The organism is Haloarcula mannanilytica, from assembly GCF_005406125.1.
Lineage (GTDB): Archaea > Halobacteriota > Halobacteria > Halobacteriales > Haloarculaceae > Haloarcula > Haloarcula mannanilytica.
The window spans coordinates 1-996 of record NZ_BIXZ01000031.1; the positions used below are offsets into that span (position 1 = coordinate 1).

Sequence of the window (996 nt, forward strand, 5' to 3'; positions counted from 1 at the left end):
CGCTCTTGCGAAGGAGATTGTTGATAGCGAGAGCTGCGGCTGAAAGTCGAAGAGGGCAAGGGCACCGCGCCAGCGGTGCCCGATATGTTCCCAATACGCCGGTTCGTGTCGGAATCGGCTGCAGCGGACCTGCTGGAACAGGTTCGCTGGCGTGATGGCGTTGAGTGCCCTCGCTGCCGTTCTGACCTGACGGTCAGAAACGGCAGCTATCGGGTGTATCAGCGGTATTTGTGTAAGAATTGCGGTCGGACATTCAACGACAAGACCGGCACGATCTTCGCTCACTCGAAGCTCTCGCTGACAGAGTGGTTCTTCACGATCTACGTGTTCTTACGGTTTAACACGAGTATTCGGCAGATCGAGGCGGAACTCGATCTTTCGTACAGAACGGTGAGACGGCGCGTCGAGCGCTTCGCCAGAGCGCTCGACGCGCCTTCGATCACGCTGTCTGGACCAGTCGAAATCGACGAAGTGTACGTCTCTGCCGGCCTCAAAGGCCGCGAGCGCGACCGGGAGTCGCGCTCGCGTGGCCTGTCCACGCGTGGACGAGGATCGTACGACGGGGACAAACCGCCGGTGTTCACGCTGGTCGATCGTGGCTCGGACGATCGGTACGTCGTCCCAGCGAAATCCGCCGACGAATCGACCATTCGACTCCTGCTTGCTGACCACGACGACGAGTCGCTGACCGTCTATACGGACGGATTTCGGGCCTACGAGCCGCTCGAAGACGACGACGCATTCACCCGCAAATACGTCGTCCACGGTGACGGAGAATACGCTGACGGCGACATCCACGTCAACAGCTGTGAGAGCCACGCGTCGCTGACGCGACGGTGGCTCTCGCCCCACCGAGGAGTGTCAAAAGATAAGCTAACGCCGTATCTTAGAGCCTTTCAGCTCCGCTGCGAACTCTACAGAAAACCAGGTGACGAAGCGCTCAAACATGCTCTCGACGCTGCCCTCTGAAAATCAACAACGTGCTTCACAAGAGCG

At 59.1% G+C, this 996-nt stretch carries 1 protein-coding gene; it reads left to right on the plus strand.

Annotated features, from left to right (window positions below; translation table 11 throughout):
* Positions 1–84 precede the first annotated feature (84 nt).
* The gene (locus Harman_RS21185; protein ID WP_137685642.1) at positions 85–969 is read left to right on the plus strand and encodes an IS1595 family transposase; all 885 of its coding nucleotides are present in this window, start codon (positions 85–87) and stop codon (positions 967–969) included.
* The last annotated feature ends 27 nt before the right edge of the window (positions 970–996 follow it).

Bases quoted from the DNA above. Each gene is read 5' to 3' on its own strand.
- Harman_RS21185 (WP_137685642.1), top strand. From the start codon at position 85: ATGTTCCCAATACGCCGGTTCGTGTCGGAATCGGCTGCAGCGGACCTG.